Below are 26,438 nucleotides of genomic sequence, written 5' to 3'. Positions count from 1 at the left end.
CTGGGAAGTTGAAAAAGTACAAGCTGTTACTCTCAAGCGTGATCGCGGTCTTTCTATTATCCACCCTATTAGGTGGGACGGGCGCTTTGGCCAATACGTTGAACGACCTGAAAAAAGAGCAGAAGCAACTCGAACAAAAACAGAACCAAATAAATAGCAACATCAACACGAAAAAGAAAGAAATCGCCGAGAAAAAGACGACGATCGAAAAAATCCTGGATCAAATCACGAAACTGAATGGCGAGATATCGGAAACGAATCAAAACATTGCAAGAGTAAAAGAATTGATTCGGGTCACGAAAGAAGAAATTGATGCCCTTCGCCTTTCCATCGAGGATTTGGAAAAGAAAATAGCGGAACGGGATGTCGTTCTTCGGGAACGGGTTCGCGCGATGCAGGTGAAAGGGAACTCCGTCAACTATATCGACGTGCTTCTCGGAGCAAATAGTTTCGCAGATTTCATCGATCGTTTTTCCGCAGTCAATACATTGATGGACGCGGACCGCAAAATTATGGAACAGCAAGCCGAGGACATCGCGCAGCTAGAGAAGGAAAAAGCGCTTGTAGAACAGAAGCTCGCTGAGCAGGTAGCGAATAAAAAGAAGCTGGAAGAAATGAGAGCTTCTTTGCAATCACAGAAATCGCAGAAAAACAAATTGATTGACCAGCTCGAAAAAGAGCAGGAGAAGTTGGAGAATGAAAAAGGCCAACTGGAAAGTGAGCTTCATGAAACTCATGAAGTGAGCAAAGAAGTGGAACAGAAGATTGTCGCTGAGCAGAAACGCCTTGCCGAAATTGCGCGGAAAGCCGAAGAGGAGCGCAAACGGAGAGAAGCAGCAGCCCAGCAAAATAGTGGGGGCGGAGGAAGTTATACACCACCTCCTGCAGTTTCTAGCGGAACGTGGACGAAGCCATCCACTGGAAGATTCACCTCTTCCTTCGGTTGGCGGACTCATCCGATCAGCGGAACGAAACGTCAACATCGGGGGGCCGACTTGGCCAACTCGGTCGGAACGCCAGTAGTAGCCGCAGGTGACGGAGTCGTCTCCTATGCGGGCACGATGGGGACTTACGGGAATGTCATCATGATCACCCACTCGGTAGATGGTCAGATTTACACTACGTTATACGCCCACTTGTCAAGCATTGGCGTGAGCAGTGGCCAACATGTCGAGAAAGGCCAGTATATCGCAGCAATGGGGAATACAGGCGGTTCCACAGGTCCGCATCTCCATTTTGAATTCCACATCGGCAACTGGTCGGCAAGCGGCCCAAGCGCCGTCAACCCGCTCCGCTATGTACCGTTTTAATTGAAACTCGATCCGCCTCTACTAGGGGGCGGATTTTTTGGTTTTAGAAGATTGGTATAATTGTTCAATCAATCATGGGAGATGCCCAATCAATTTGCGAGGTTGTCTAACGAACGAGGAAGGGCGTTCAACGAAGAACGAGGTTTCTAACGATCTCTTGTAGTTGTCCAACTAATTGCGGGAGATGTCCAACCAAGCTGCATGGTTGTCCCGTAAACTCGGGTAAAGCAGTCAACGAATGCCAGGCATTTCCGTTCCCGATACCTCGGATTACCCAATCCTAAATCCAGTATTTCCACTGCAGCTTGAATAGCGTATTAAATTGAGCAAAACAATCGATTTTCATTCCCGCTTTCGATACGATATAGGGTATATGAAGCGGAAGGGAGTTGTGAAGGATGTCGGTTACGAAATGGTTCATTATCTGGAGTGTGACGGTGCCTTCTACGTGGCTGGCGCTTTTGCTTGCTTTTCTCCTTTCCTATGTTGCGGTTCGGGTTTTGTACCAGAAGGAAGAGGCGGATCTTGTCGCGGATTCTTTCTTTTGGCTGGTCATCGTTTGGAAACTTTCCGTTGTGTTGACGGATTTCAAATCAGTCATGTCGGCTCCGCTTTCCATCCTTTATTTCCACGGGGGGGTGGTCGGGTTTTTCTTAGGGTTGGCAGCTGTCATCGTGAAACTTTTTTGGGAGCGAATGAAAAACCGAATCGGTTCGGCGTCGCTGGTGACCGCTTGGATTGTGGCGCTGACCGTTTTTCAATTGGCGATGGCGGTTTTGAACCCTGGTGATCCACTTGGAAGTTGGGCGACGGTTGTCATTTTCACTTCGTTCCTCGTCGTATATTGGTTAAAACAGGCGGATTTATCTGCAGGTTCTTGGATCTGGTTAGCCGCGGCGGTCCATGTATTTGGTGCGTCGTTTCAGCCGGAAGGATGGCTGGGCATTCCGATCGCCGTGACAATCGTGGTTAGTTTGGCGTTCGGGGTTTTATTTCAGATAGTTTCAAGATCGGGGGAAATTGCGTGAACAAGAAAACGATTGGCTATATCGTCGCTGCTTTGGTCATTGGCGCGATGGTAGTCATGATGGTGAAGACAAAATTGGATAAGCCGGAGCCGATTGTTTTGTCGGCAGATGATCAGGCGGCGATTGAGGCGATGGATTCCCTGCCCGGGTTGAAAAAAGGGGAGGTACCGCCGGATTTTGAGTTGACAACATTGGAGGGCGAGACGGTCCGGTTATCCGAGATGAAAGGGACGAAGGTCGTCTTGAATTTCTGGGGATCTTGGTGCCCGCCGTGCAAGGCGGAGATGCCGCATATGCAGAAGTATTATAAAAAAAGTGCGGACAAAGATAATGTGGAAATCTTGGCGGTTAACTTGACGTCAGGGGAAAAGAAAGGGCTTCCTGCGGTCGAGCAATTTGTGGAGGCGTACGGCCTGACCTTCCCGATTCCATTGGATAAAACTGGAGCATTACTTCAACAGTATCAAGTGATGATCATCCCGACCACCTACTTCATCGGGACCGACGGGGTGATCGCCCACCGGCATGTCGGTGCCTTGGATGAGAAAATGTTGAAGGGCATTATACAAGGAATGAATTGAAAAAAGCCGGCTTCTTCGGTCGTAATGTCTGTCCTTGGTTCATATAGTGAACGGAGGAGGTGGCGTTGTGAATGCGTAGGAGCCGGTTTCTTTTATTTGCCGCGTTAGCGTTGATCGTGACGGCTAGTTTGCTTGTGCTGGATGGCTGCACGGGCAAAGCGGAAAAGGAGACGATATCGAAAAGTTCGTTCAGTGTCATCGATGAAGCGTTTGAGGTCATCAAAAAGAAGGGCGTGTATCCGGTCGAGGGGGACATGCTCGTCGAAGGGGCCTTGCGCGGCATGGCGGATGTCATTGGGGATCCCTATTCGACGTATTTATCAAAAGAGGAAGCGGCGGCTCATAAGGAATCGTTGGCCAGCGAACGGGTCGGTATAGGGGCGGAACTTACCCGGTCCAATGGAAAATTTATCATCGTGGCACCGATCAAATCTTCGCCTGCGGAAAAGGCGGGGTTGCGTCCTTATGATGAAATCGTCCGGATCGATGGCGAACGGTTGGACGGCGATACGTTGCGGGATGTCGTAAAGCGGATCCGCGGCAAAAAAGGGACGAATGTGTCGATGACGATTTTCCGCCCGGATTTGGAAAAACATTTGGAAGTGACAGTCACTCGGGATATCATTCCAGTGAAGACGGTGTCCGCAAAGCTGTTAGAGGAACGCGGTGAGAAGATCGGTTACATATCGATTACGACATTCGGCGAGGAGACGGCGAAGGAATGGCAGGAGGAGACCGCTCGGATTTTGAAGGAAGGGGCGGAAGGCCTTGTGATCGATGTGCGCGGGAATCCAGGGGGCTATTTGCATAGCGTCGGCAACATTGCGGGGAGTTTATTGCAAAATGATACGGTTTTCGCTTTCATGCAGGATGCTAAAGGGGCACTGACACCGCTAGTGACCGAGCCGGCAGAAGGCTTGGCATTCGATGAGAAGTTGAAAACGATGCCGATTGTCATCTTACAAAATGAAGGAAGCGCTTCTGCTAGTGAGGTTCTAAGTGGGGCAATGAAGGACTTGAAACGGGGGTTCATCGCCGGGACGACAAGTTTCGGAAAAGGGACTGTACAAGAGACGATGGACCTGTCCAATGGCGGGGAAATGAAGTTATCGACTCATAAATGGTTGACACCGAAAGAGCAATGGATCCACGGCAAGGGAGTCGAGGCCGATTTGAAAGTGGAGCAGAATTATCTGTTTGAGGAGCATATCCGGATGGTGGCGGAGATTTATGCGGAAGGGGATTTCCACGACGACATTGCTTACGCCCAGCGGTTGTTGACGGGATTGGGTTATAGCACGGGTCGGGATGATGGTTATTTCGACGAGTCCACTGCCGAAGCCGTCCATGCGTTCCGGATCGATGCCGAAGTGGACGCGGGAGACGCGATGGATCGCGTTTTCTTCACCGCCTTGCGTGAACAGGTGGAAGCGTACCGGAAAGATAGTAAGAACGATAGCCAATTGCAAATGGCTATCGGATATATGCATCATAAGATTACAGGTAGATGAACGAAAATCGATGCCCGGCGGCTTGCCGGGTTTTTGTTTGGAGTTTTTGGGAGGGTGGGATAGTTGGCGTTGGGGCCTTGACAGTTTGGCTGGGCCATGAGAGTTTCCGCCGGGGCCCTTAGAGTTTGTTGGATTGCCCTTACAGTTGCTAGAATTGCCCTCACAGTTTTCTCGGGCCATGAGAGTTTCCGCTCGGGCCCTTAGAGTTTGTTGGATTGCCCTTACAGTTGATAAAATTGCCCTCACAGTTTGCCCGAGCCATGAGAGTTTCCACCGAACCCAATAGTCCTGTTTCCCGGACCATTCTCCCCTCCAAATTTACCCATTCTTCAAAAATCTTTTTTCAGATTCACATGAAGTCGGGTTCTTTTGATACAATGGAGGGAAACTAGATTGCGGAATAGGGTGGTGGCGGTTGATGTCGGAGAAAATCATGATGGATGTATTGCAGGCCGTGGCGCTGTTTTTCTTGAATCCTGTATTTCTGGCCACGCTGCTCATCGCGGTGGCGGTCGGGTATTTTCGGGTGAAGCGGGAGCGGCGGAGTTTCCGGGTGCGTTTGTTGCCAGGGTGGACGGAGTTGAAGCGGCTTGTACCCGAATCGCTCGGGTATGCGTTGCTGTTGTCCTTGCTGATTTGCGGAGCGGGACTGGTGGTGGACCCTGGTTGGCTGGTCCTTTTCTCGGCAACCGCGCTCGTGGCCATTCTCACATTCTTCTTTAAATGGACATCGCCGGTTTACTTCGCAGGAGTGGCGACGGTTGGGCTGCTCCTGCTACAGCGATTCTCAGGGGATTTCACGTACCGGGGCTGGACGCCGGCTGCTGTCGATTGGTCGGGGGACTTGACCGTGACAGTCCCGGTGCTGGCCGGCTTGTTCCTTATCGTGGAAGGTTTCCTTATTAGTCGCCACACCACCCGCTATGCATCGCCCTATTTAAAAGAGACAGATCGCGGGCTTCACGCGGCGGTTTTTCAAGCGAAGCGGATTTGGTTGTTGCCTGTCCTGTTCCTCGTTCCGGGGGATATGATTTCGGCTTACCTTCCATATTGGCCGCAATTTACGCTCGGCGAGAGGGCTTTCAGCTTCATCCCTGTCCCAGTCGTGATCGGCTTTTCTCAAGTGGCCCGTTCAGTCTTCCCGGATGCTCTGTTTCCCAAAATGGGACAGGCGGTATCTTGGACTGGCTTCGCGGTTGTGCTCATCGGGATTTCAGCGATATGGATGCCGATCCTCGGCTGGACTGGGCTTGCTATTGGTGTCATCTGCCGTGCCTTCCTGTCGATCCTTGTAGCGGTCCGGGAGCGGCGGGGCCGCTATGTGGCGGCGCCTCGGTCGGCCGGTGTCGTCATCGCGGGCGTATTGCCGGATTCCCCAGGTGAAAAGATGGGCTTGGCCCCAGGAGAGTGCATCCGGGCGGTGAACGGCGTCCCGGTAAGCAATGAAAAAGAGTTGTATGATGCGATTCAAATCAATGCCGCGCATTGCCGGCTACAAGTGATTGACCGGGATGGGGAAGTGCGGCTCATGCAGCAAGTCCTGTACCGCTATGACCATCATCGCCTTGGCGTACTGGTCGTCCGATAAGGGGCACTGCCGAGCAGGAAGGAATGGGTGCAATGGATTCATTTGAAACGAAATTGTTTTTGGCCATTTTGCTGCCGGGGCTGCTCGTCGTCTTTTTCACGCGTGTCACGTTCCATCATGTTGTCGGGCTCATCCTGACGATTGCGCTCATCGCCGCCTCGGTGTATGCGGGATATACTCATAATTGGCTGCTCTATGTCGCCGATGCGCTGTCGTTGACGGTCGGCTTCTGGTATGCGACCCGGATGGTGAAAAAAGCGAGACGCCATGGGGAAGAAAATGAGATTGACGTATGACTTCCGGCTTTTTGGGAAGGCACATCGGGGAAATATGAATAGCCTTTGACATGTAAAGACCACCGCCTGACAAGTCAGGAAGTGGTCTTTATCGTTTTTTCATTCAATACTTTCCGGCAAAATTTGTCCGCCATCGACGACCAAGGTCTGTCCGGTTACGAAGCCTGCCTCTTTGGAAGCGAAGAACGCTGCTGCATATCCGATATCTTCGACGGTCCCCAATCGTTTGAACGGAATGGCTGCGGCCATCGCTTTTAAGTAGTCATCCCCCATACCATCTAGTCCTTCAGTGAAAATGTTTCCAGGCGAGACAGCATTGATCGTAATATTGTCCTTCGCGAGTTCAAGTGCCGCCGTCCGCATGAAGCCGAGCTGTGCCGCCTTACTTGCCCCGTAATGCGACCATCCGGCGTATCCTGTAATGGGACCGGTAATGGAAGATGTGACGATGAAACGGCCGTATTCCGCATTCTTCACATACGGGAGGAATGCTTTCACTGTGAAAAAGGTGCCTTTCGAATTCACATTTTGCACATAATCCCATTGCTCCTCTGTCATCTCTTCCATGGTGGCTGATGGGAAAATTCCTGCATTCGCGCAAACTATATCCACACTACCGAAATCCTCGGCAATGGCCTTTGCGGCTGTTTCCAGCGTCTCCAGTGAAGTCACATCAGACTTGTAAGCCCTTACATTATTCTGTTCGCCTTGTAATTCCTCCGCGACTTTTGATGCCTCGTCCTCATGTCGTGCAAGAATCGCTACATTGGCTCCCAATTGTGAGAAGACCTTTGCAATCCCTTTTCCAATCCCCTTACTGCCGCCTGTCACCACTACCGTTTTCCCTTCAAATTGTCTCATCTGTTCAACACTCCTCCTACTATTGCATTTTTTGGAATAAAGAAAGCATAAGATTCATTTAACAAACCACATAATGTTGTTGGATCTTGTTGATTTATTACATGCTATCATTCTTGAGGTGTGGAGTCAACGGTTGTATCATACTATTCAGATTAATTGAATTTAATGATAGATGATTGGGAAACCTCACAATATTAGTATTATAGATAGGAGAACCATTGCCAATCTTCGACAAATTACTTTTGGTTTATTTTTTTCTATCCATTTAAAATAGTTTGAAATTATAATTGACTTCAAAAAAGATAGGTGCTATTATGTACGAAATCCACAAGATTCAATAAGATTACACAAACGATCGCATTATTAACGCTCGATTCTTTTGGATGGCTCGATTACACTAAGAAATGAGAGGTGTATAACAAGCGAATACGAGATTGGGGATAGGGAGATGTCTTTAACATTCGAAGATCGAAAGAAAGTGATTATAGAGACGCTGGAACGGGATGAAAAAGTGCAAGTCCGTGAATTGGCGAATGAGCTGGAAGTCTCCGGGGAAACGATCCGTCGGGATTTGGATCGGTTGGAGAAGGAAGGCGTGTTGAAAAAGGTGTATGGCGGTGCCGTCAAGGAGAAATCATCCCTAGAACTGCCGTTTGACTTGAAGACGGACATCATGACGTACGAAAAGCAAGCAATCTGCAGAGCGGCTGCCGACTTGGTCGAAGATGGAGACAGCATTATTATCGGCCATGGTACGACACCGGTTGGAATCATTCGGTATTTGGCCAATAAAAAGAACGTGACAGTCATTACGCCATCCATACCAGTCCTCCTGTCGACGATGGAATATTTCCAAGGGAAAGTCATCTTCATTGGCGGAGAATATGAGGCGAACCAGAAGTTCACAAGCGGTCCGCTTTCGGCATCCGTCCTCGGTCAATTGAAGGCCAATAAGTCATTCGTGGCGGCGGGCGGATTATCTATCAACGACGGCATGTCGGATTACGATTTGCAGGGGGCTAGCAGTTCCAGGCAAATGATGAGTCGTGCGGATGAAGCGATCATTCTGGCGGATCACACGAAGTTCGGGAAGACGACCTTCGCACACATCTGCCCGCTGACCGATATTTCGATGATCATCACCGACAAACAGTGCTCGGAGGAATGGCAGAATGTCCTCAGAGAAAACGAAATCGAATTGGTCATCGCAAATGTGGAAAAATGAGGTATTTGGTGCCTGGTACGCAAACAATCATGTTTATTCAAACAAACACGATTGTTTAAACATTCATGTTTATTGCGTTTGTTTGCGTGCCTGGCACCAAAATCAAAAATCAATAGAAAAAGGTGGAGATAGAGAAAATGGTCCAGACTATTAGCAAATCATCAGTCCTTGATAAATCGATACAATACTGGAATCCTGGCAAGACGGAGCAATGGCAGCGTGATGGCGTGGACTTGGTCATCGGCAAACGGGAAGGTTACTACCTGTATGACATGGATGGCAAGCAATTGATGGATCTTCATTTGAATGGCGGCACATATAATCTAGGGCACCGGAATCAGGAGATTATTTCAACATTGAAGGAAGCGATGGACCAGTTCGATATCGGGAATCACCATTTCCCTTCCATGGCGAGAGCTCAGTTGGCGGAAAAATTCAATCAGTGCACGCCGGATAATCTGCGGTACTCCATCTTTTCAAGCGGCGGCGGAGAAGCGATCGATGTGGCGATCAAAAGCGCACGCTACGCCACGAAGCGGAAAAAGGTCGTTTCCGTTAAGTACGCGTACCACGGACACACGGGGATTGCCGTCTCATTAGGGAATGAGCGTTATTCCAAGCCGTTCCTAAGCGAAGGTAGTCCAGATGAAGTCGTCAATGTCGTCTTCAACGACTTGGATGCAATGGAAAGAGCGTTGTCGAGAGAAGATGTAGCATGCGTCATCATCGAGACGATTCCGGCCACATACGGCTTCCCTCTCCCGGAACCGGGTTATTTGGAAGGTACGAAACGGCTTTGTGAGAAGTACGGTGCGCTCTATGTCGCGGACGAAGTGCAAACGGGCCTGCTGCGTACGGGGAAACTATGGGGCTTTGAACACCATAATATTAAGCCCGACATCATGGTAACGGCAAAGGGCCTGAGCGGCGGGATTTACCCGATTGCGGCCACGGTCGTCAGCGAAAAGGTCGGCCAATGGATGAATGACGATGGATTCGCCCATATATCCACGTTTGGCGGTTCTGAACTGGGCTGCGTCGTCGCTATGAAGGTGTTGGAAATTTCCCAGCGTCCTGAAGTGGTGGAAAATGTGGATTACGTCGCACGATATCTCCATGCAGGACTGGAGCGAATTAAAAGCCGATACCCGGATCATTTCACAGGCATCCGCCAAAAAGGCGTCATCCTCGGATTGGAGTTCAGCAAACCGGATGGTGCAAAAGATGTCATGCGCGCCCTGTATGATAATGGCGTCTGGGCGATTTACTCGATGCTCGATACAAAGGTTCTTCAATTCAAACCGGGCATCCTGCTCGATCAGCGTTATTGCGATGATTTGTTGAATCGAGTGGAAACAAGTATGGCTCAAGCTGTTCGCAACATGTAAAATTCATAGTAAAACTTAAAGTGAAAGGGAGGAGTTTTGGGTATGAGCAACGCTGGTGTCAACACATGGGAGCGTCCTGTAGAGTTCTTCAATCTGGTTTCACAAAGGGCAAAGGGACTATACGAAGGGCTCGATGATTTCACTGTTGAGCTCCTCGATTACTCGGAGAATGCAACGTATCTCGTGAAAAACCCGGAGACGGGCGAAAAACGGATTATGCGTGTCTGCCGACCGAATTATCACTCGAAAGAAGAGATTGAGAGCGAAGTGAAGTGGCTGCAATCGATCGATGAGCATACAGAGGTCATCGTATCGAAACCCATTCCGGGGTCGGACGGAAAATATTTACAATCGGTAACATTGGATGAAAATAACCGTGAATACCATTGTGTCCTCTTCACCTTTTTAGAAGGGGAGACCCCCGATGTGGACAATGAAGAGAAGTTGATCCGGATTTTTAGGGAAATCGGAAAAACGACTGCCCATTTCCATAAACACTCCATTCAGAATTGGGGGGAATTCAATCAAATCAAACGGCCGATATGGGATTATGAAAACCTGATCGGAGAGAAGCCGAAATGGGGCAGATGGCAGGACGGAAAAGGCATTACCCCTGAGCGGGAAGAGCTATTAACCCGAGTCTCCGATGTCATCAAGGAACGGTTGGAGAAATTCGGCAAGGGACGAGAACGTTTCGGTTTGATCCACGCGGATTTACGTCATGCGAATCTCCTGATAGACAACGAGAAGAAACTCGTCCAGGTCATCGATTTCGACGATAGCGGTTTTGGCTGGTACTTGTATGATCTCGCGGCGTCCCTGACGTTCATCGAGCACCGTTCCTACGTGCCAAAGTTGGTCGAGGCATGGCTGGAAGGATATCAGACTGTCCGCAAGCTGTCCGAAGACGAGTTGAATGAAATCCCGACATTCATCATAATGCGACGGATGCAGCTCATCGCCTGGGTAGGCAGCCGCGACAACGAAACGGCAGCAGAACTCGGGGCTGAGTATTCAGAACAGACTGATCAATTGGCGAAGGACTACTTAAATAAGTTCAAATAAAAAAGTAAGCGCTACCAAATGGGTTGCCATTAGAGAAAGAGGGTTCTCGGAAACTGATGTAAACATAACTAAATAAAACGTGAAAAGGAGCTTTGCCATGAGTGGAAAACAGAACTTGGAACTGAAAAAGACGCTCACGCCCTTTAACTTATGGGTCATCGGTGTAGGTATCGTAATATCCGGAAACTATTTTGGCTGGAATTTCGGTTTGAGCACTTCAGGCTATGTCGGCATGCTGATCGCAGTCGGGGTCATGGCAGTTATGTATACATTCATGGCATTCGGGATTTCTGAGCTGTCGACGGCCTTGCCATTTGCGGGCGGTCCCTATTCCTTCGCCAGGCGGGCGATGGGACCATTTGTCGGATTCATCACCGGGGTGGGCGTCGTCTTGCAATACGTCATTGCCGCACCGGTTGTCGCCATTGGAATCGGGGCCTATATCAACTTCCTGTTCCCTACGGTGAATCCAATCGTCTCCGCAGCTGTCATGTATGTTTTCTTCATGGTTATCCACATCATCGGGGTGAAAGAATACGCTCGATTGGAAGCGATTCTTGTATTCATCGCCCTTGCATTATTAGTCCTTATGTATTTTGTCGGTTTGCCTCAAATCCGGGTGGAGAACCTGTTTGGCGGAGAAGGGGAAGCGATGATCCCGGGGGGCATCAAAGGGATTTGGGCGGCGTTGCCGTTTGCGATGTGGCTCTTCCTCGCGATTGAGATGCTGCCGATGCTTTCGGAAGAAACCCGCGATGCGAAAAAAGACATGCCGAAAGGGATTTTATCCGGGATGTTCACGCTCGTCATTTTGTCTGTCTTGACGACGACAGTGGCGATCGGCCTTAGCGGTTTCAATCAACTGAGCACGGCGGAGGACCCTTTGCCGGCGGCGATCGCCGCAGCGTATGGAAATACGTACTGGTTGGCACAATTGCTTGCGTCCATTGGTCTTGTCGGGTTGATCGCCAGTTTCTCAGGTGTCATTCTCGCGTATTCCAGGCAAGTTTTCTCCTTATCACGTGCAGGGTATTTGCCGGCAGTCTTTTCGAAGCTTCACCCGACTCGGCGGACTCCGTATATGGCAATCATCATCCCAGGTTTCATCGGGTTAATCTTGGTGGCCACTTTCAATCCAGACGATTTGATTTTGATTGCGACGTTTGGTGCGTTGATTTCCTATATTTCCATGAATCTTTCTCTGATCATCCTGCGGAGAAAAGAGCCGAATCTAGCACGTCCTTATAGGGCACCGCTGTTTCCATTCATGCCGATTGTTTCCATGGTCTTGGCGTGTATCGCCTTGTTTGCGAGCTTCTTTGCGAATCTGCCATTCTTCTTTATCAGTATCACGGTGTTCGCAGTTGCCATCATCTATTACTTCGTCTGGGCTCGCCATAATATCAACACAGATGCTCCGGAAGAACAGTTCTCACATGTGGAAGAGTTGGAGATACCTGTGCCGGCACCGGAGCTAGGAAAGGAAATCGTCCGATGAATGTTTGGGAACAAGGCGTGGACACTGTCCTATTTGATAAAGATGGCACATTGATCGATTTTCCTTCCATCTGGATTCCTTGGGTGGAGGATTCAGTCCACTATTTGCGCGAGAGAATATCCGAGATTGAGATATCGCCTGCTGAAGTGAAGCAGGCGATCGGAGTAGACGTTACGGACGGAAGTGTCGATCCGAGAAGCCCGTTGGCGATTGCGTCCATCGAGGAGAGCATCACCATCTTTGCATTCTTGCTTTATCAAAAGGGGCTGTCTTGGGACTCGGCTGTCACTTATGCAAGAGAGTGCGTTGCCTATGCTGATAAAAGACAGAATGATTCGACGAGTCTTCAGGCAGTGGATCAAATATACGATTTGCTCGGCGAGATGAAGGAAAGAGGGATGCGGCTCGGGGTGCTGACAGCGGACGACACGGACAAGGCGAGGAAACAGCTGGAGGGGCTTCAGTTGGGGAGTTATTTCGATTTCGTAATCGGCAGCGACTTGGTTGAGAGAGGAAAGCCTTTTCCGGACATGGCGTACTTGGCCCGTGACCGCTATGGGGTTGATTTGAATAGGGCGGCCATGATCGGGGATACGAATGCGGATATCCAATTGGGTAAACGGGCAGGCGTCAAATTGACGATTGGTATTGCGAGTTACACGAAAGGAAAAACAGGACACTTACAAGAAGCGGATTATAAAATCTGCAAATACAGCGAGTTGTTCGGAAAAGAGTAAGGAGGCGACAAGATGAATCCTGAATTAGTAGCACAAATTACGAAGATGGTACTGGAAAGATTGGGAGGCGACGGAACGGGCCCGAGCACGTCCCTGACCGATGCAGAATTAAGGCGATGGGGCGAAATAAGCGCCTCCATGCAACGGTCGAATGTCGGCATGTCCGACAATGGAATGCGACCTTTACATGCGCAAGATATCGAGAGATGGAATGCCATTACGGAACGATTCGGCAATCCGAATCCGCAATCCATGGAGCCGGCAGGGCAAGTGAGGTTTTATTCACACAACTAAACACTCACAGGAGAAGCAGGAAGGAGTGTTTCCTATTAACGCAGTAGAAGAGATGGAGAAAGCCGTTCAACAGGTCAAGGCGGCTCAGGAAAAATTCAGCACATTCAATCAGAAACAGATCGACGCAATCGTGAAGCATATCGCGGAAACGGCCTTCGCACAAGCCGAGACACTTGCTAGGATGGCTGTCGAAGAAACGGGCATGGGCGTCGTGGAACATAAAAAAATTAAGAACGAGCTTGGATCAATGGGTGTTTATGAATCGATCAAAGATGAAAAGACGGTAGGCGTCATCCATAAGGATCATCGTCTGAAGATGACGGAAGTGGCCTATCCATTCGGAATCATTGCGGCCATTTGCCCGACGACGAATCCGACATCGACCGCTATTTTCAAGACGCTGATCGCCTTAAAGGCGCAAAACGGTATCGTCGTCAGTCCGCATCCGACGGCGAAGCGGTGTACTGTGGAGGCCCTGAAAATCTGTGCGCAGGCGGCAGTGGAAGCAGGAGCGCCGGACGGATTGATCGGCTGGATCACGGATCCGTCGATGGAAGCGACGACACGATTGATGCACCATCCGGCTGTCGATCTGATACTTGCAACGGGGGGCAGCGGACTGGTCAAGGCGGCTTACAGTTCCGGGAAGCCTGCCTACGGAGTCGGACCGGGCAATGGTCCGGTCTATATCGAGAAATCAGCGAATGTGAAAAAAGCGGCACAGCTGATTATGGACAGCAAGACGTTCGATAACGGGACGCTCTGTTCGACGGAGCAATCGATTGTCGTTCATAAGAATATTAAGGAAATGACGATGCGGGAACTGCGCAACAACGGCGCCTATTTCTTGAATGAAGAAGAAAAGATGAAATTAGGCAATGTCATCGCTCCGACGGAAGGGCAGTTGAACGCCAAAATTGTCGGTCGATCTGCGGAGACGATCGCCGGAATGGCGGGCATTGAAGTTCCGGTCGGGACCCGGGTTTTGATTGCCGAAGAAGATCGGATCGGGAAAGATGTACCGTTCTCATTGGAGAAATTGGCTCCGATCTTTCCGCTGTACACGGCGGAAAGCGATGAGGAAGCACTGCGTATTTGCGAAGGGCTATTGAACTTCATTGGACGCGGCCATAGTTGCTCCATCCATACGACGGATGAAGAAGCGGCACAACGGTACGGGCTTGCAATGCCGGTATCTCGAGTGATGGTGAACACGATGGCTTCGATTGGGGCAGCGGGTGCGACGACGGGGCTCATGCCATCGCTGACGCTGGGGTGCGGGGCGTACGGGGGGAATATCTCGTCGGATAATATTACAGCCCGTCATTTATTCAACACGAAGCGGATTGCGTCCGGGATTAAAGAAGTGACAGTTCCGAAGCCGGCGCCGCAAGGAGTTGAACCGGATATCGAGGCGATTATCGATCAGGTGATGCGGGAAGTTCAAGGGAACGGAAAGTCGATGGACTTGGAAGATGTTTCGACCACAGTCCGGCAAATCGTACAACAAATGAGCAAGACATTATAAGGAGGAATTCAAATGGCAGAGATTAACGGCGCACTCGGAATGATTGAAACAAAAGGATTGGTGGCAGCGTTGGAAGCGGCAGATGCGATGGTCAAGGCGGCGAACGTGCAAATTATCGGGAAAACGCATGTCGGAGGCGGCATTGTGACGGTTCTTGTGACGGGGGACGTCGGCGCAGTCAAAGCGGCTACGGACTCGGGAAGCGCCGCAGCACAGCGGGTAGGTGAATTGTTATCAGTGCACGTCATCCCGCGCCCGCATAACGAACTGATCGGCATTCTGCCACGGGCGAATGGATAACGATCAGATCGGTTGAAGGGCGGCGATAGAAGATGCTTGTTGGTAAAGTGATTGAAAATATATGGGCGACTCGTAAAGAGGATGGACTTACGGGTTTGACATTCCTCGTCATCCAGCCGATGGGAACGGAACGGGAAGGCGTGCCGGTGCAGTCTCCTTTGGTAGCCGTCGATCGAATCGGAGCGGGAATCGGGGACCGGGTCATCGTGACACAAGGGTCCCCCGCGTCCTTTATCAATCAGGATAAAAAAATGCCGATTGACGCTCTGGTGATCGGCATCGTCGATTCGGTGCCGGAACGTGATCGGCTATGACGAAGGCGATCGGCATGATCGAGACGTTCGGTCTGGCCTATTCACTTGTCGTCGCCGATGCGATGCTGAAAACGGCGGATATCCAAGTCGTAACCCGTGAAGATGTCAGCGAAGTTTATTACACGATCGTGATTGAAGGGGAAGTTAGCGCAGTCCAGATGGCGATCGACCGCGGCGTCGAAATTGCGTTACAAGGGAATGCGCTGATGTCCTATGAGGTCATCGCAAGACCGATGATTGATATGAAGCGCATCATCCCGATGAAAGGTTGATTCGGAGAAATGGAATGGAGGAACGAGGATGGCGAGCGAAGCATTAGGAATGATTGAAACAAAAGGATTGGTGGCGGCGATTGAAGCGGCGGATGCGATGGTCAAGGCAGCCAACGTGCAAGTCATCGGGAAGACGCATGTCGGGGGCGGCATCGTGACGGTCATGGTCCGCGGGGATGTCGGGGCGGTCAAGGCTGCGACTGAATCGGGAGCCGCGGCGGCACAACGGGTCGGTGAATTGCTGTCAGTGCATGTTATCCCGCGTCCACATAACGAGTTGGAAGCCATTTTGCCAGGCTCTATGAATTGATCGGGAATGGAGGGATTCTTCTATGAACGAGACGACGATCCAAGCGATTGTGGAAGACATTGTGACAGAACTGACGCAAACCCCTTCGTCACGAAATGAAATCCCGATTTCCGTATCGGCCAGGCATTGCCATTTGAGCCGGGAGGATGTCGAGGTTTTATTCGGCAAGGGGGTTGAATTGACGAAGAAGAGCGATCTGTCGCAGCCCGGGCAGTTTGCGGCGAATGAAACGGTGACGCTGATCGGTCCACGGGGCAGTATCGAATCGGTTCGGATTTTAGGGCCGCTTCGCAGCCGGTCGCAGGTTGAAATCAGCAAAACGGACGGCATCAAACTTGGCGTGACTCCGCCGCTGCGCGAATCTGGGGATATTAAAGGATCGGCTCCGATCACTCTCCTCGGTCCGAAAGGGAGCTTGTATTTGGAGGAGGGGTTGATTGTCGCGCAGGCGCATATCCACATGAGTCCCGATGATGCGAAGTCCTTGGGTGTCACGAATGGAGAATATGTGAAAGTGAAGGTCGGCAAGGATAGGCCGATCACGTTTGATAAAGTGCTTGTCCGAGTGTCGCCCAACTACATATTAGATATGCACGTTGATACGGATGAGGCCAATTCGGGGTTCATTACGACAGGCGAGCGGGGGACGTTATGCAAGGTGGAGAAGGGATGATGATTGATCCGAAGCTGATTGAGGAGATTGTTGGAAACGTGATCAAACAGTTGGGCGTGACGCCGTCGATTTCCGAAGTATCAGCTAAGCCATTGTTGCTCGTCCATAATGCTGAAAGGGAGACGATCAGCAGGCTGGAGGAGAAGTGGGAAATAATCAGCGAGCCGGTGGCGAAAGTCCAGGATGCCGTCATGCTGGAAGTATCCCAAAATGTTCTGGTGAAAGGAGCACTCGGCCTGACAGATGATCCGGACAGCGAGTTGCTGTCGGAACTGCTATTACAAGGGAAACAGGTCACGCTGATACCGATGGCAAAATTGGAATGGCTCGTTTCATCGGATGGCGGACAGTCGCCGTATCATCGTCATTTATTGACTTATAAAGAGAAACTGGAAAGCTTCGGCGTCCGGTTCACAACCTTGGAGGCATTCATCCGTGACGGGGAGAAGGTGGAACCGCCATCTCTCGATAAGTTGTTGACGGAACAGGGTGTACGGGACTGTGCAGACGATACGATCCGAATCGGAAAGGCGACGATTGTCACTCCTTTGGCACGCGATACGGCAAGAGAACTCGGTAAAACAATAAGCCGGGCTGAATGAAAGCTGACGAAAAAGAGGTGAATCGAATGGCAAAAGCACTTGGCATGATAGAGACACGCGGATTGATCGGTTCGATTGAAGCTGCCGATTCGATGTTAAAGTCGGCGGATGTCCGGCTGGTGAAACAGGAACAAGTGGACGCGGCGCTCGTCACCGTGATTGTCGAAGGTGATGTCGGTGCGGTGCAGGCAGCTGTTGAAGCTGGAGAAATGGCGGCGGCCCGGGTCGGGGAACTCATTTCAGCCCATGTGATTCCAAATCCGGATTCCGGCATATCAAAGCTGACACAACGGACGGAACCGGCCCAACAGGAAGGGAAGCCGCCGTCTTTGGAGGAGCCTGCGGAACAGGAAAGTGAGCCACTTGCGAAAGAGGACGGCAGACGAGCTCCCGCAAAAGGAAAAGCGGCAAAGTCCAAAACAGGGAATAAGTGAAATAGGGGAGGGGGGATTCAATGGTGTTCAAACGAAGGAAAATTGCCGTCATCGGAGCGGGACATACGGGGACGACAGCCGCCCTGATGCTCGCGCAAAAAGAACTGGGCGACATCGTTTTGGTCGATATCCCGGCGTTGGCCGATCCGACAAAGGGGAAGGCATTGGATATGCTACAGGCCGGCCCCGTCCAACAATTCAATGCAGAAATTGTCGGCACTTCCCGGTATGAAGACATCCAGGATGCCGACTTTGTTATCATTACGGCCGGAATCGCTCGGAAGCCGGGCATGAGCCGCGATGATCTCGTAGCGACCAATGCGAAAATTATGCGGGACGTCTCCGAACAAGTCGCACGATTCGCTCCGGAAAGCTATGTGCTCGTACTGAGCAATCCGGTGGACGCGATGACTTACGTTTGCTTCCGGACAACCGGGTTTCCGAAGAACCGGGTCATCGGCCAATCGGGTGTGCTTGACACGGCGCGGTTCAACACATTTGTCGCGCAGGAGCTGGATCTGTCGGTGGAAGACATATCCGGCTTCGTGCTAGGCGGACATGGGGATGATATGGTGCCGCTGATCCGCTACTCCTACGCAGGTGGTATCCCTTTAGAGAAACTGATTCCGGCGGCTCGACTTGAGGCGATTGTGGAGCGAACCCGGAAAGGTGGCGGCGAAATCGTCGGCCTGCTCGGACAAGGAAGCGCCTACTATGCACCGGCCGCCGCCCTAGTTGAGATGGCCGAAGCAATCATGCTCGATAAAAGGCGGATTCTTCCAGCGATCGCTTATTTGGAAGGGGAATACGGATACGACAACATTTACCTTGGAGTACCGACCGTCCTGGGAGGAAACGGCATCGAAAGCATTATTGAATTGCCATTGACCGAGGTGGAAAAGGCGGCATTGGACATCTCGGCAGCATCGGTGCGGAGTGTATTGGCAAAATTATAAGGCGGCGGGAGGAATGAAAACTCCTCGCCGCCTTTTTGGGGGGGATGGCGGAGTGGCGCAGGGTGTATTCGTTACTTTCGACGTGATATCCGTCAAGTTCACAGGTTTAATCTCAAACTTCATTTTCGCAACCCCTTTACGTTCGGCCTTCCAGATCGAAGTCCTTTATTTTAAGGCGAACCAAAAGAAAAAATATTATAAGTGAAAAACCAATTAAAAAACCCACTACAATTCCCTCCATTATTCTCTAATAATCTACACCTATTATGGAATACAAATCCACGTTAAAATTATTTTTTATCTAATTTATTGTTGTGTATTTTTATCGTAGGAACCAACAGATTAAATAATCTAAAATCGCAAAAAAAAAAGACTTATTGAGCAAATTGTAAGTCTTTTCTTATTTATCTTTACAATTTAATTAAGTCCTCCTTGCAGCAGTCCATCCCCCTGTTGCAGTTTAACAATCCCCTTTTCCAAAAATCCTAATTTATGGAATTTTTATGATACACTTAAATTAACACAATCTTCACTTCATTAATAGTAGTAAAAAAGGAGTGACGCATATTGAGTAAAATGAAATTAAGGATTATTTGGATTATTCCCAATGCCTTTATGTACTTAATGTTTATTGGAGCTTCAACATTTGTATTTATAAATGCTGAAGGTAATACCGAAATTGGAATGAAAACATTTTGGTTGTTTAACTTACTAATTTTATTATCAACTTCTATTTTTTGTAGTATCCAAATCTGGAGTTCAATAAAAAAAGGTAAGTTATAAATTCATTTCAAATTAATGAGCGGCTGTGGCTAGCTCATTTTTTCGTTGTTTTTAAAAAAAACGGTGCGCTAACGTATATTAAAACCGACAAAAATGATAATTAATAAATCTGATTAGTGTTAAGGTATACTTTGTAAAATGGGGAAAAGTGCGGCGCCTATTTTCAAAAGGGGGTTTAAGGCTTTGAAAGGTAAACTGAGGCTTTTCAATGAAGGCGAATAAAAAATTTGAAAATGGAAAACTGAACAGAGAGGGGGACTGTTCCGAGAGTACTGAAAAAATTACGTTTTTTAGATTCAGCAGTTTTTTACCTTTATATTCACTCTTTTTGGTCCACCAGTTTAATTATTCGTTTCAGATTGACGGCGAATATCGTGGTCGCAGCCTGGATTCCCATGCCAAACAAACCCGCTGATTGGGCCGTATCGTACTGGATTTTTCAACTCACTATTTTTTCTACTCGATTTTATAACGATTTCGTGCGAGCTTTTTACATTTCTCTGTTTCCAGAAAGGCGGCCTGTTCTTTATGTTCCGTGGACTTAATTATGACGGGATATATCTTACTTTTAGCACCTTCCTTGTAACAGCCTTCTCTCAATGGACAAGGTTGTATATAGGAAGCGAACCGTAATTTTTGGTGGAAAAGGACATTAATTTTGAAGGATTCATAGTGGGGTGGAGGAGAAGGCAGCGATTCCAGCGGGAACAGCGCGAGCTGAAAGCCCCGCAGGAACGCAGTGAAAGCCGTTACGGAGAACGGCTTTTGCGCCAAAAAGCGTAGCGTTTGGCAGCACAGGATGCCTTAATTTCCGCAAAATGCGCGGAAATACGGCAAATCGAACCCTACGCTGTTCGATTGATTGAAGCCGTGCCCGCGGAAAGCGTCTGCCTGCTCCTGTCGCTGCGCTTTCGTCGCAAACTAAATTTGGAACGGAAATCCACGGCTTCCAAGATGAAAAAAGTGGAAATAGAAAACGATAAGACGTTTCCATTCTCACGATGATGTGCCTAAGGGACTTTTTCAGTGCCCTTCGAAGCAGCGGCCCTTCATTCTTACATAAACAAACTGTACACCGCCAGCACTCCAATCGTACCGAGGACGACGGACATGACGCCGCCCCCGACGATGGCGATGAGGAAGGCGGTGGCTGCCCCGATGATGCCGAATAAAAGATTGCCTTCCTGGACAAACAGAATGGCGGGGAAAATGAGCGCTCCGAGCACCGCATACGGGATATTCCGCAAGATGCCGGTCACAAACGGCGGCAGTTCCTTGCCGTCCAGCCAGGTCAGTGGGATCATGCGCGGGATATACGTGACGAGGGCCATGCCGAACAGCATCCACCAATAGGTTGGTCCCATCAGACATCCCCCTTTCGATTGTATTGGACATCGGGCGTTTTCCCACGGCGGGTGTAAACCATTTCAATAGTGATCGACGACACGAGTGTGGCTACGAGGATTGCCCAACCTGTCGAAAGAAGTTCCGTGAAATAGAAGAAACTATGGATGACTGCTGCGAGTCCGGCAAGCATGATGACTTTCCGATTGCCTTTCATCGACGGGACCAAGAGGCCGACGAACATGGCGTAGAGCGCGATCGACATGGCCGCTTGTAGGAATAAAGGCAGATTGGCCCCGATGATGTGGCCGATTACTGTGAAAATGACCCAGCTGCCATAGGCGATTATGTTGACGCCGAATGCGAAGGAGGTTGTAATCTTGCCTTCCTTACCCGTAGCCAGCACCGAAAAGGATTCGTCCGTAATGCCGAACGCATAGATCGCTTTGACCCATTTCGGGGCGGGCTGCATCTTTTCATTCAGTGATGCCGTCATAAGAAAGTGTCGGATGTTGACGACAAATGTATTTAGGACGATTAAGATCGGATCGACCGCCTTGGCGATCAAACCGAGCGATATGTATTGGGCCGCGCCCGCATAGACGAACATGCTCATCGCTGTCGCTTCGATGATGGACAATCCGGCCGTCTTGGCAAGCAATCCGAACGTGAGGGCGACAGGGAAATAACCGATGGCGATGCTCAGGCCCGCTTTCAGGCCGTTGCCAAATTGATTTTTCTCCATATTGCCACATCTTTCTTAGTTGTTTGTGGTGATTATACACTATTTTCGTGTTTAAATGGAGATACCATCAGGAAAACTAGAAGTAATAAGAGGTTGGATTGAATGCCAACTGAAGTTTGAGGGTGTTGTCAATGGAAGAGTGGCTCGATGTAGATAAAATAGTAGAATTGGCGAAGCATTACAAGGCACTTGGACCTGTCATCGGGATTTTGCTGCCTTTTATCGAGTCCTTCCTACCGTTTTTACCGCTATTCGTCTTCGTCTTCGCGAACGCGAGCGCCTATGGTCTGTGGTATGGATTCATCCTCTCCTGGGCGGGGACGGTTGCCGGTTCTTACGCGGTGTTCCTGATCATACGGAAATACGGACGCAACCGGTTTTTGCGGTTCCTTACGAAAAGTGCGCGTATTCAGAAATTAATCAAATGGGTGGACCGCAACGGGTTTGCTCCCCTATTCCTGTTCCTCTGTTTCCCGTTCACCCCGTCGGCCCTCGTCAATTTGGTCGCGGGTCTGGCGGATATCAAGAAGCGATACTATTTGTTCACCTTGATGGCGGGCAAGCTCGTCATGATTTTCACCATCAGTTTCATCGGCTACGATCTGAAAGCCTTGCTCACGCAACCAATCCGAACAGCGGTCGTCGTTGCACTGATCGTCCTCTTATGGATCGTCGGCAAATGGCTCGAAAAGCGGGTCAATCGGAAAGTGGAGGCGGAATTCCGTTCGTTCTCGGTCCAACAGGAGAAGAAATGAAAAAATGCTTGGGATGCCACCAAGCATTTTTCTTTCGCCTTGATTACATAAAAAGTGTAAAAGGGTAGAAGATGTAATAATCGTCCACGTTATGGACCAACAGATACCAAACGCCATACGAAACTAGGCAGATGACAATGGAAATTACGACAGTACGACCATTTTTTTCGAGCATATTGAAAGACCTGGCCAACCCGAAAAATAAAAGCAGAATGGCCCCGAATAATACATACAATCCAATCGAGAAGCCGGTAATAAAAGAGAGAATGTAAACGAACAAAGCGCTCAAGTATAGCCGAATGGAAACCTTCAGCTTCCCCCGCCTCCTTCATAAGTCCTATTTCCAATCAAATCCATTATAACACCAATTCCCAGTCGGGACCTTCTCCGGGCAAAGCACATATACTACTCTATCGATTGGAGGAGGTATGTACATGTTTTATTATATGTATCAAGGGCCGACGTTTGGTCCGCCCCATTATTATGCTCAGAACGATCAGGAGAGGAGACGGCAGCAGTCGGCTCAACAGGTGTTGCAGCGAATACAGACGCAGCATCCAGAATTGTATACGGAGTTGGAAGCGTATGGGATGAACCGTGCAATCGCGGATTATGTATTCCTCCTGGTCATCGGCTTTACACTCAGCCAAGCCGGGACGGATCAGACTGCCACTCAGGTCTATAATCAGTTCCAGTCGCAGTTTCCTTGGCTGCCGCTCTTTTATGCACAGTTCCGGATTCCGCCGAACGTCATGAACCGGACTTTGATGCAAGTGATCCGGCTGACGTTGGCGGAGGCCGGGGATGGGCGTCCGCAACCTCAACCGGGGCGGGGCTGGATCGGCTGGGAGGATTTGGGCGGTGTCCTTACATCGGGCCCGGGCGTATCCTCTTGGCAACCGAACCGACTTGACGTCTTTGTCCGGGGCTCTGATCAGGCAATGTACCATAAATGGTGGGACGGCCGTCAATGGAGCGACTGGGAGAATCTTGGTGGCGTACTCACTTCCGCCCCGGCTGCCGTTTCTTGGGGTCCGAACCGGATTGATGTCTTTGTCCGGGGGACGGACAACGCGTTGTACCACAAATGGTGGGATGGCCAGCGATGGAACGATTGGGAGAGTCTGGGCGGTGTATTATCCAGCGCTCCGGCCGTCTCCTCGCAACGACCGAATCAGCTTGATGTCTTCGTCAGAGGAACAGATAACGCTCTTTACAAAAAGACATGGAACGGCACGCGCTGGCTTGACTGGGAGAACCTTGGCGGTACATTGACGTCCGCCCCAGCCGCCGTCTCTTGGGGTCCGAACCGCGTGGATGTATTTGCAAGAGGGCAGAATCAGGAGTTGATCCATAAATGGTGGGATGGTTCTTCGTGGAGCGGTTGGGAAAGTCTCGGCGGCTCGCTAACTGAAGCTCCCGCTGTCGCCTCCAAAAGGCCGAACCGCCTGCAAGTCTTCACCAGAGGGTCGAATCAAAACCTCTATCTCAGAGAATGGAACGGTTCTCGCTGGCTGAACTGGGAAAACCTTGGAGGAACCCTGACCTCCGCACCCGCTGCTGTTTCATGGGGCCCGAATCGGACAGATGTCTTTGCGAGGGGACGGGATCAGAGCCTTATCCATTTGTATCAGAATGAATAATAATGTTGAATCTGCCGGAGGCGCCCGCAATTTATGGGCGCCTCCTTTTTGAAAGCTTGAAATTCCGATACATTGCAATGCGATGTACAACGTGTTACGATGTCAGTAATGAGGTGAAATTTATGGACCAAGAGATGATGAAGGGGAGCATTGATTTACTATTATTGTCTTTGATTGCCCAACGGGATTTGTATGGATATGAAATTGTCAAGGTATTGAAAGAAATCAGTGATGGCACGTACGAGATGGGGGAAGGGACGCTTTATGCCGCATTGAAGCGCCTGGAAAGGAAGCAGTGGGTTTCGTCTTATTGGCAAGAGGGAGAGAGCGGCAGAAGAAAGTATTACCGGCTGACCGATGAAGGCAGGACCGCTTTGGCAAGTAAGCAGGAGAACTGGAAGTGGATGAACACCCTCATCCGTAGAAGTTCGGAAGGTTTGATATGAAAGCCCAGTTTCAGCGCTTTGTTGAAGGGATTGTCCGCCAGACGGATTGCAATCTGGCGGAGCGGGAGGATTTATACGAAGAACTGCTCTCGCATTTGGAAGATTCCTTTGCAGAGCATCGGAAACAAGGTTATTCGGGAGAGGAGGCCACGCGGATCGTGATGACAAACTTTGGTGATGGATCGGAGATCGGCAAGCAGCTTCAGCACGCTATGTATCCTTATCGACGGGAAATGCTGTTGGTCCTTTCGGTTGTCTCGTTGCTCTTTGCCTATGGCGTCTACTTAGGCCAATTGTTCTTAGCGGGCGATGCACATATTCCCTGGTTGGTGATGGCTGTCTTGAGCAGCTCTGCCCTGCTTTATGTGACCGTTCGCCCGGTTACTTCATTGAATCGGCGCTTGTGGATGAACGGCTTGTTAGTTATTCATCTATTTGTTTTCTTTTACGGTTTGTTGTTGGCCGCCTATTTGGAGCGTCCCTTTTCCACGATATTAACGTTCGTGGCGGCGTTGCTCATGCTGTTAACTATTATTCTTGTATATCGGACGACGATCTATGATTTTCCATCGGATCGCCAAGCATTGAAGAAAGATGCGAAACGACTGCATTTCATCAATATTACGACGGGTATTTTGATCGTGTTTCTTACTCTTTTCTTTTTATGGGCATTTTTGTTGTTTGCATCGGGATTATCGCCCGCATTTTTATGGTTCCTCCTTCCGATTGGAGTTTGGATCCTGTCGTATGCAATTCAAATGCATTTATTAGCCGAACAAAAGAGAAGATGGTCGTATGCGATTGCATTTATTCAAATTGGAGCGCTTTTGGCAGGCCTTGTCTTTTGGCTATGGAGCATGTAAAGGAGGAGAACATCGATGAAGAAATCATTCGGCTTTGTGTATGGTTTGATCGGCCTGGTAACCGGTGTTCTCATTGTCATGGGAGTTGTTTTCGATAAGGAGGACAATGAAAAACAGCAAGGACTGACCGATGTGTACGATGTATCGGTGGCCGGCATTATTGCCTACGTCGAATTTAAGAACGGGGAAGCTGGTCTATATTTCTCGGATGATAAGGAACAGCCGGCCGTGCAATTGCCGGTGGATCAGGCGATTGTCGATATCAGCTTCTCGGAAGATGGAAACACCCTGGCCTATATCGTATCGGATAAAGAGTTGGATTCCGCAAGCGGCAGTGCAGTGCGACTGTTTGATGTGAAAAGCCGTACGGATCAACTGGCGTTCACCGTTCCGGATTTGATTACCGAGGTGGTGTTTGATCCGAAAGATTCCAATCGGCTGTTTTATTTGCAATCGGGAGTGTATACGAATTATTCACCCATTGCCGGGAAACGGCCCCATGATTTTGATGTACATAGCTATCATTTGGTCGAGGAGACGCAAACGAAGTATACCGATCTGAAGAAATATCATATGCAATCGTTGCAAGTGTCGGCGACCGACGAAACCATCTTTGTCCAAATGGATGATGACGAAGAGGTAGAAACGGCGGAAGATGTCTTTGTGTCCAAACAGCGGATTTTCCAAATCCCGCTTGCCGCACCTGATGAGAAAATCATCATCAGCAATCCAACTGGGCAGGAGGATGTCTTTGATTTCCTCGTATTGCCGGAAAGGGATGAACTGATTTATCAAGCGGTTGGCGGCACAGGGGCGAATGGCGTCTTTGAATATGAATTATTCAGCTATAACTGGAAAACGCAAGAGACCAAGCAATTGACGAGGTTAAAGGAATATGCGGCAAAACCAATCCGGGGAGCCGACGACCAAATCTACTTCCTAGTGGATCGCCGATTCGGAGAACGGAATCCGGATTATCGACATTATCAAATGAATGTGGACGGAAAAGACGTTACAGAAATCCAAAAGTGACCGGTGCCGGGACAATATGAATTGTTCCGGCGCTAGTCACTTTTTTAATTGCTTGT

At 49.7% G+C, this 26,438-nt stretch carries 30 protein-coding genes and 1 pseudogene; 27 read left to right on the top strand and 4 right to left on the bottom strand.

Going from position 1 to position 26,438, the window contains the following annotated elements; translation table 11 throughout:
- The first annotated feature begins 8 nt into the window (after positions 1 to 8).
- From MKY41_RS08905 to MKY41_RS08880, 6 genes are all read left to right on the top strand, one after another.
- Positions 9 to 1,310, top strand: a complete 1,302-nt coding sequence (locus MKY41_RS08905; protein ID WP_340744684.1) for a murein hydrolase activator EnvC family protein — start codon at positions 9 to 11, stop codon at positions 1,308 to 1,310.
- A gap of 398 nt (positions 1,311 to 1,708) precedes the next feature.
- A complete protein-coding gene (locus MKY41_RS08900) occupies positions 1,709 to 2,338 on the top strand; it encodes a hypothetical protein (RefSeq protein ID WP_340744683.1) in 630 nt (209 codons plus the stop codon).
- A complete protein-coding gene (locus MKY41_RS08895; RefSeq protein WP_340744682.1) occupies positions 2,335 to 2,919 on the top strand; it encodes a peroxiredoxin family protein in 585 nt (194 codons plus the stop codon). The genes MKY41_RS08900 and MKY41_RS08895 overlap by 4 nt, the downstream gene beginning before the upstream one ends.
- 71 nt (positions 2,920 to 2,990) lie before the next feature.
- The gene (locus tag MKY41_RS08890) at positions 2,991 to 4,430 is read left to right on the top strand and encodes a S41 family peptidase (protein WP_340744681.1); all 1,440 of its coding nucleotides are present in this window, start codon (positions 2,991 to 2,993) and stop codon (positions 4,428 to 4,430) included.
- Between the two features lie 418 nt (positions 4,431 to 4,848).
- Positions 4,849 to 6,018, top strand: a complete 1,170-nt coding sequence (locus MKY41_RS08885) for a PDZ domain-containing protein (protein WP_340744680.1) — start codon at positions 4,849 to 4,851, stop codon at positions 6,016 to 6,018.
- A 32-nt stretch (positions 6,019 to 6,050) separates the two neighbouring features.
- Positions 6,051 to 6,314, top strand: a complete 264-nt coding sequence (locus MKY41_RS08880) for a CsbA family protein (protein ID WP_340744679.1) — start codon at positions 6,051 to 6,053, stop codon at positions 6,312 to 6,314.
- A gap of 99 nt (positions 6,315 to 6,413) precedes the next feature.
- Here MKY41_RS08880 and fabG read toward each other — a convergent pair whose 3' ends face one another.
- Positions 6,414 to 7,175, bottom strand: coding sequence for a 3-oxoacyl-ACP reductase FabG (gene fabG, locus MKY41_RS08875; RefSeq protein ID WP_340744678.1), 762 nt, complete (start codon positions 7,173 to 7,175; stop codon positions 6,414 to 6,416).
- A gap of 448 nt (positions 7,176 to 7,623) precedes the next feature.
- On the opposite strand from fabG, the gene MKY41_RS08870 reads away from it, so the two are divergent.
- The 16 genes from MKY41_RS08870 (at position 7,624) to MKY41_RS08795 (ending at position 19,554) form a co-directional block, all read left to right on the top strand.
- Positions 7,624 to 8,400, top strand: a complete 777-nt coding sequence (locus MKY41_RS08870; RefSeq protein WP_340744677.1) for a DeoR/GlpR family DNA-binding transcription regulator — start codon at positions 7,624 to 7,626, stop codon at positions 8,398 to 8,400.
- Between the two features lie 137 nt (positions 8,401 to 8,537).
- The gene (locus tag MKY41_RS08865) at positions 8,538 to 9,788 is read left to right on the top strand and encodes a class-III pyridoxal-phosphate-dependent aminotransferase (RefSeq protein WP_340744676.1); all 1,251 of its coding nucleotides are present in this window, start codon (positions 8,538 to 8,540) and stop codon (positions 9,786 to 9,788) included.
- A 42-nt stretch (positions 9,789 to 9,830) separates the two neighbouring features.
- Positions 9,831 to 10,853, top strand: a complete 1,023-nt coding sequence (locus MKY41_RS08860; RefSeq protein WP_340744675.1) for a phosphotransferase enzyme family protein — start codon at positions 9,831 to 9,833, stop codon at positions 10,851 to 10,853.
- Positions 10,854 to 10,950: 97 nt separating this feature from the next.
- Entirely contained in the window at positions 10,951 to 12,351 is a 1,401-nt protein-coding gene (eat, locus tag MKY41_RS08855; protein WP_340744674.1) for an ethanolamine permease, read from the top strand.
- On the top strand, positions 12,348 to 13,088 hold the full coding sequence (locus MKY41_RS08850; RefSeq protein ID WP_340744673.1) for an HAD family hydrolase: 741 nt from the start codon (positions 12,348 to 12,350) through the stop codon (positions 13,086 to 13,088). The genes eat and MKY41_RS08850 overlap by 4 nt, the downstream gene beginning before the upstream one ends.
- Before the next feature lie 12 nt (positions 13,089 to 13,100).
- The gene (locus tag MKY41_RS08845; RefSeq protein WP_340744672.1) at positions 13,101 to 13,382 is read left to right on the top strand and encodes a hypothetical protein; all 282 of its coding nucleotides are present in this window, start codon (positions 13,101 to 13,103) and stop codon (positions 13,380 to 13,382) included.
- A 52-nt stretch (positions 13,383 to 13,434) separates the two neighbouring features.
- The gene (locus MKY41_RS08840) at positions 13,435 to 14,910 is read left to right on the top strand and encodes an aldehyde dehydrogenase family protein (RefSeq protein ID WP_445683329.1); all 1,476 of its coding nucleotides are present in this window, start codon (positions 13,435 to 13,437) and stop codon (positions 14,908 to 14,910) included.
- Between the two features lie 12 nt (positions 14,911 to 14,922).
- The gene (locus tag MKY41_RS08835) at positions 14,923 to 15,210 is read left to right on the top strand and encodes a BMC domain-containing protein (RefSeq protein WP_041073605.1); all 288 of its coding nucleotides are present in this window, start codon (positions 14,923 to 14,925) and stop codon (positions 15,208 to 15,210) included.
- 32 nt (positions 15,211 to 15,242) lie between these two features.
- Positions 15,243 to 15,524, top strand: coding sequence for a EutN/CcmL family microcompartment protein (locus MKY41_RS08830; protein WP_340744671.1), 282 nt, complete (start codon positions 15,243 to 15,245; stop codon positions 15,522 to 15,524).
- Positions 15,521 to 15,796, top strand: coding sequence for a BMC domain-containing protein (locus tag MKY41_RS08825; RefSeq protein WP_340744670.1), 276 nt, complete (start codon positions 15,521 to 15,523; stop codon positions 15,794 to 15,796). Before MKY41_RS08830 ends, MKY41_RS08825 begins: the two co-directional genes overlap by 4 nt.
- A gap of 28 nt (positions 15,797 to 15,824) precedes the next feature.
- Positions 15,825 to 16,106 carry an ethanolamine utilization microcompartment protein EutM gene (gene eutM / locus MKY41_RS08820; RefSeq protein WP_340744669.1) on the top strand — a complete coding sequence of 94 codons (282 nt, stop codon included), beginning with the start codon at positions 15,825 to 15,827 and terminating at the stop codon, positions 16,104 to 16,106.
- Between the two features lie 22 nt (positions 16,107 to 16,128).
- Positions 16,129 to 16,779 (top strand): phosphate propanoyltransferase, encoded by a 651-nt coding sequence (locus tag MKY41_RS08815; RefSeq protein WP_340744668.1) that lies wholly within the window; start codon positions 16,129 to 16,131, stop codon positions 16,777 to 16,779.
- On the top strand, positions 16,776 to 17,381 hold the full coding sequence (locus tag MKY41_RS08810; RefSeq protein WP_340744667.1) for a hypothetical protein: 606 nt from the start codon (positions 16,776 to 16,778) through the stop codon (positions 17,379 to 17,381). The genes MKY41_RS08815 and MKY41_RS08810 overlap by 4 nt, the downstream gene beginning before the upstream one ends.
- Positions 17,382 to 17,407: 26 nt before the next feature.
- Positions 17,408 to 17,815 carry a BMC domain-containing protein gene (locus MKY41_RS08805; RefSeq protein WP_340744666.1) on the top strand — a complete coding sequence of 136 codons (408 nt, stop codon included), beginning with the start codon at positions 17,408 to 17,410 and terminating at the stop codon, positions 17,813 to 17,815.
- Positions 17,816 to 17,835: 20 nt separating this feature from the next.
- Positions 17,836 to 18,771 (top strand): malate dehydrogenase, encoded by a 936-nt coding sequence (mdh, locus tag MKY41_RS08800; protein ID WP_340744665.1) that lies wholly within the window; start codon positions 17,836 to 17,838, stop codon positions 18,769 to 18,771.
- Between the two features lie 567 nt (positions 18,772 to 19,338).
- A complete protein-coding gene (locus MKY41_RS08795) occupies positions 19,339 to 19,554 on the top strand; it encodes a hypothetical protein (RefSeq protein ID WP_340744664.1) in 216 nt (71 codons plus the stop codon).
- Between the two features lie 319 nt (positions 19,555 to 19,873).
- Here the strand turns inward: MKY41_RS08795 and MKY41_RS08790 are convergent.
- From MKY41_RS08790 to MKY41_RS08780, 3 genes and pseudogenes are all read right to left on the bottom strand, one after another.
- Positions 19,874 to 20,160, bottom strand: a pseudogene (locus MKY41_RS08790) (transposase); the annotation flags it as partial.
- A 449-nt stretch (positions 20,161 to 20,609) separates the two neighbouring features.
- Positions 20,610 to 20,918 carry an AzlD domain-containing protein gene (locus tag MKY41_RS08785; protein WP_340744663.1) on the bottom strand — a complete coding sequence of 103 codons (309 nt, stop codon included), beginning with the start codon at positions 20,916 to 20,918 and terminating at the stop codon, positions 20,610 to 20,612.
- The gene (locus MKY41_RS08780; RefSeq protein WP_340744662.1) at positions 20,918 to 21,643 is read right to left on the bottom strand and encodes an AzlC family ABC transporter permease; all 726 of its coding nucleotides are present in this window, start codon (positions 21,641 to 21,643) and stop codon (positions 20,918 to 20,920) included. Before MKY41_RS08780 ends, MKY41_RS08785 begins: the two co-directional genes overlap by 1 nt.
- A 131-nt stretch (positions 21,644 to 21,774) precedes the next feature.
- Here MKY41_RS08780 and MKY41_RS08775 point away from each other — a divergent pair, with 131 nt between their 5' ends.
- The 5 genes from MKY41_RS08775 to MKY41_RS08755 all read left to right on the top strand — a co-directional run bounded on the left by MKY41_RS08775 (position 21,775) and on the right by MKY41_RS08755 (position 26,382).
- Positions 21,775 to 22,398: a TVP38/TMEM64 family protein gene (locus tag MKY41_RS08775; RefSeq protein WP_340744661.1), complete on the top strand. Its 624-nt coding sequence runs from the start codon at positions 21,775 to 21,777 to the stop codon at positions 22,396 to 22,398.
- 434 nt (positions 22,399 to 22,832) lie between these two features.
- A complete protein-coding gene (locus MKY41_RS08770; protein WP_340744660.1) occupies positions 22,833 to 24,041 on the top strand; it encodes a sialidase in 1,209 nt (402 codons plus the stop codon).
- A gap of 122 nt (positions 24,042 to 24,163) precedes the next feature.
- Positions 24,164 to 24,487 carry a PadR family transcriptional regulator gene (locus MKY41_RS08765; RefSeq protein WP_041076548.1) on the top strand — a complete coding sequence of 108 codons (324 nt, stop codon included), beginning with the start codon at positions 24,164 to 24,166 and terminating at the stop codon, positions 24,485 to 24,487.
- The gene (locus MKY41_RS08760) at positions 24,484 to 25,350 is read left to right on the top strand and encodes a permease prefix domain 1-containing protein (protein ID WP_340744659.1); all 867 of its coding nucleotides are present in this window, start codon (positions 24,484 to 24,486) and stop codon (positions 25,348 to 25,350) included. The genes MKY41_RS08765 and MKY41_RS08760 overlap by 4 nt, the downstream gene beginning before the upstream one ends.
- 15 nt (positions 25,351 to 25,365) lie before the next feature.
- The gene (locus tag MKY41_RS08755; protein ID WP_340744658.1) at positions 25,366 to 26,382 is read left to right on the top strand and encodes a hypothetical protein; all 1,017 of its coding nucleotides are present in this window, start codon (positions 25,366 to 25,368) and stop codon (positions 26,380 to 26,382) included.
- Positions 26,383 to 26,438: the final 56 nt, after the last annotated feature.

This window comes from Sporosarcina sp. FSL W7-1349 (genome assembly GCF_038003045.1).
Taxonomy (GTDB): domain Bacteria; phylum Bacillota; class Bacilli; order Bacillales_A; family Planococcaceae; genus Sporosarcina.
Note: the sequence above shows the minus strand (reverse complement) of the source record. Positions and strands in the feature narration are given on the sequence as shown.

Excerpts from the sequence above, each read along its gene's own strand:
- MKY41_RS08810 (WP_340744667.1), top strand. The coding sequence starts at position 16,776 with ATGATGATTGATCCGAAGCTGATTGAGGAGATTGTTGGAAACGTGATC.
- MKY41_RS08890 (WP_340744681.1), top strand. The coding sequence starts at position 2,991 with ATGCGTAGGAGCCGGTTTCTTTTATTTGCCGCGTTAGCGTTGATCGTG.
- MKY41_RS08805 (WP_340744666.1), top strand. The coding sequence starts at position 17,408 with ATGGCAAAAGCACTTGGCATGATAGAGACACGCGGATTGATCGGTTCG.
- MKY41_RS08860 (WP_340744675.1), top strand. The coding sequence starts at position 9,831 with ATGAGCAACGCTGGTGTCAACACATGGGAGCGTCCTGTAGAGTTCTTC.
- MKY41_RS08815 (WP_340744668.1), top strand. The coding sequence starts at position 16,129 with ATGAACGAGACGACGATCCAAGCGATTGTGGAAGACATTGTGACAGAA.
- MKY41_RS08835 (WP_041073605.1), top strand. The coding sequence starts at position 14,923 with ATGGCAGAGATTAACGGCGCACTCGGAATGATTGAAACAAAAGGATTG.
- MKY41_RS08825 (WP_340744670.1), top strand. The coding sequence starts at position 15,521 with ATGACGAAGGCGATCGGCATGATCGAGACGTTCGGTCTGGCCTATTCA.
- MKY41_RS08775 (WP_340744661.1), top strand. The coding sequence starts at position 21,775 with ATGGAAGAGTGGCTCGATGTAGATAAAATAGTAGAATTGGCGAAGCAT.
- MKY41_RS08755 (WP_340744658.1), top strand. The coding sequence starts at position 25,366 with ATGAAGAAATCATTCGGCTTTGTGTATGGTTTGATCGGCCTGGTAACC.
- eutM (WP_340744669.1), top strand. The coding sequence starts at position 15,825 with ATGGCGAGCGAAGCATTAGGAATGATTGAAACAAAAGGATTGGTGGCG.
- MKY41_RS08845 (WP_340744672.1), top strand. The coding sequence starts at position 13,101 with ATGAATCCTGAATTAGTAGCACAAATTACGAAGATGGTACTGGAAAGA.
- eat (WP_340744674.1), top strand. The coding sequence starts at position 10,951 with ATGAGTGGAAAACAGAACTTGGAACTGAAAAAGACGCTCACGCCCTTT.
- MKY41_RS08880 (WP_340744679.1), top strand. The coding sequence starts at position 6,051 with ATGGATTCATTTGAAACGAAATTGTTTTTGGCCATTTTGCTGCCGGGG.
- MKY41_RS08865 (WP_340744676.1), top strand. The coding sequence starts at position 8,538 with ATGGTCCAGACTATTAGCAAATCATCAGTCCTTGATAAATCGATACAA.
- MKY41_RS08765 (WP_041076548.1), top strand. The coding sequence starts at position 24,164 with ATGGACCAAGAGATGATGAAGGGGAGCATTGATTTACTATTATTGTCT.
- MKY41_RS08770 (WP_340744660.1), top strand. The coding sequence starts at position 22,833 with ATGTTTTATTATATGTATCAAGGGCCGACGTTTGGTCCGCCCCATTAT.
- MKY41_RS08850 (WP_340744673.1), top strand. The coding sequence starts at position 12,348 with ATGAATGTTTGGGAACAAGGCGTGGACACTGTCCTATTTGATAAAGAT.
- MKY41_RS08840 (WP_445683329.1), top strand. The coding sequence starts at position 13,435 with ATGGAGAAAGCCGTTCAACAGGTCAAGGCGGCTCAGGAAAAATTCAGC.
- mdh (WP_340744665.1), top strand. The coding sequence starts at position 17,836 with ATGGTGTTCAAACGAAGGAAAATTGCCGTCATCGGAGCGGGACATACG.
- MKY41_RS08760 (WP_340744659.1), top strand. The coding sequence starts at position 24,484 with ATGAAAGCCCAGTTTCAGCGCTTTGTTGAAGGGATTGTCCGCCAGACG.
- MKY41_RS08780 (WP_340744662.1), bottom strand. The coding sequence starts at position 21,643 with ATGGAGAAAAATCAATTTGGCAACGGCCTGAAAGCGGGCCTGAGCATC.
- MKY41_RS08830 (WP_340744671.1), top strand. The coding sequence starts at position 15,243 with ATGCTTGTTGGTAAAGTGATTGAAAATATATGGGCGACTCGTAAAGAG.
- MKY41_RS08785 (WP_340744663.1), bottom strand. The coding sequence starts at position 20,918 with ATGGGACCAACCTATTGGTGGATGCTGTTCGGCATGGCCCTCGTCACG.
- MKY41_RS08870 (WP_340744677.1), top strand. The coding sequence starts at position 7,624 with ATGTCTTTAACATTCGAAGATCGAAAGAAAGTGATTATAGAGACGCTG.
- MKY41_RS08900 (WP_340744683.1), top strand. The coding sequence starts at position 1,709 with ATGTCGGTTACGAAATGGTTCATTATCTGGAGTGTGACGGTGCCTTCT.
- fabG (WP_340744678.1), bottom strand. The coding sequence starts at position 7,175 with ATGAGACAATTTGAAGGGAAAACGGTAGTGGTGACAGGCGGCAGTAAG.
- MKY41_RS08885 (WP_340744680.1), top strand. The coding sequence starts at position 4,849 with ATGTCGGAGAAAATCATGATGGATGTATTGCAGGCCGTGGCGCTGTTT.